This window comes from Paraburkholderia sp. J41, from assembly GCF_905220235.1.
Classification (GTDB): domain Bacteria; phylum Pseudomonadota; class Gammaproteobacteria; order Burkholderiales; family Burkholderiaceae; genus Paraburkholderia.
This window is the reverse complement of the sequence record NZ_CAJMZE010000093.1, coordinates 1-715: the sequence shown is the minus strand read 5'-3', so window position 1 is coordinate 715 and position 715 is coordinate 1. Positions and strand designations below refer to the sequence as shown.

At 65.3% G+C, this 715-nt stretch carries 1 protein-coding gene; it reads left to right on the top strand.

Annotated elements, in window-relative coordinates:
* A partial coding sequence (locus U5805_RS31555; protein WP_322107403.1) for an iron-containing redox enzyme family protein occupies nt 1–715 on the top strand: 715 nt, incomplete at its 3' end.

The window sequence follows — 715 nt, the reverse complement described above, 5'->3', positions numbered from 1 at the left end:
ATGGCCGAACTCATGAACCGCGACGCATTCCGCAGCGCGCTCGAAGAGGCGATCAAGGGCAAGAGCGCCAACAAGGCGCCCTTCAGCGTCGCCTGGGCAAGCGGCAAGCTCTCGCGGCAGCACCTCGCCCGATGGGCCGAGAACCACTACCACTACGTCGGCCCCTTCGCCGACTACCTCGCCTACCTCTACGCACGCACCCCCGACCACATGACCGAGGCCAAGGACTTCCTGCTGGCCAACATGTACGAGGAGGAAATCGGCGGCGACCGCCACACCGACCTGCTCATCCGCTTCGCCGAGGCCTGCGGAACCTCCCGCGAGCGCGTCACCAACCCCGACAACATGTCGCCCACCACCCGCGGACTCCAGGCCTGGTGCTATTGCGTGGCCATGCGCGAGGACCCCGTCGTGGCCGTCGCCGCCCTCGTGGTCGGCCTCGAGTCGCAGGTGCCCTCGATCTACCGCAAGCAGACCCCCACGCTGCGCGAGCAGTACGGCTTCACCGACGAGGAGGTCGAGTTCTTCGACCTGCACATCGTCTCCGACGAGATTCACGGCGAGCGCGGCTACCAGATCGTGCTGGAGAACGCCAACACGGTCGAGCTTCAGCAGCGCTGCCTGAAAATCTGCGAGATCGGCGCGCAGATGCGCCTGCTCTACACCACCGCCCTCTATTACGACTACGTCGAGAAGGAAATCTCCCTTCCCGAAC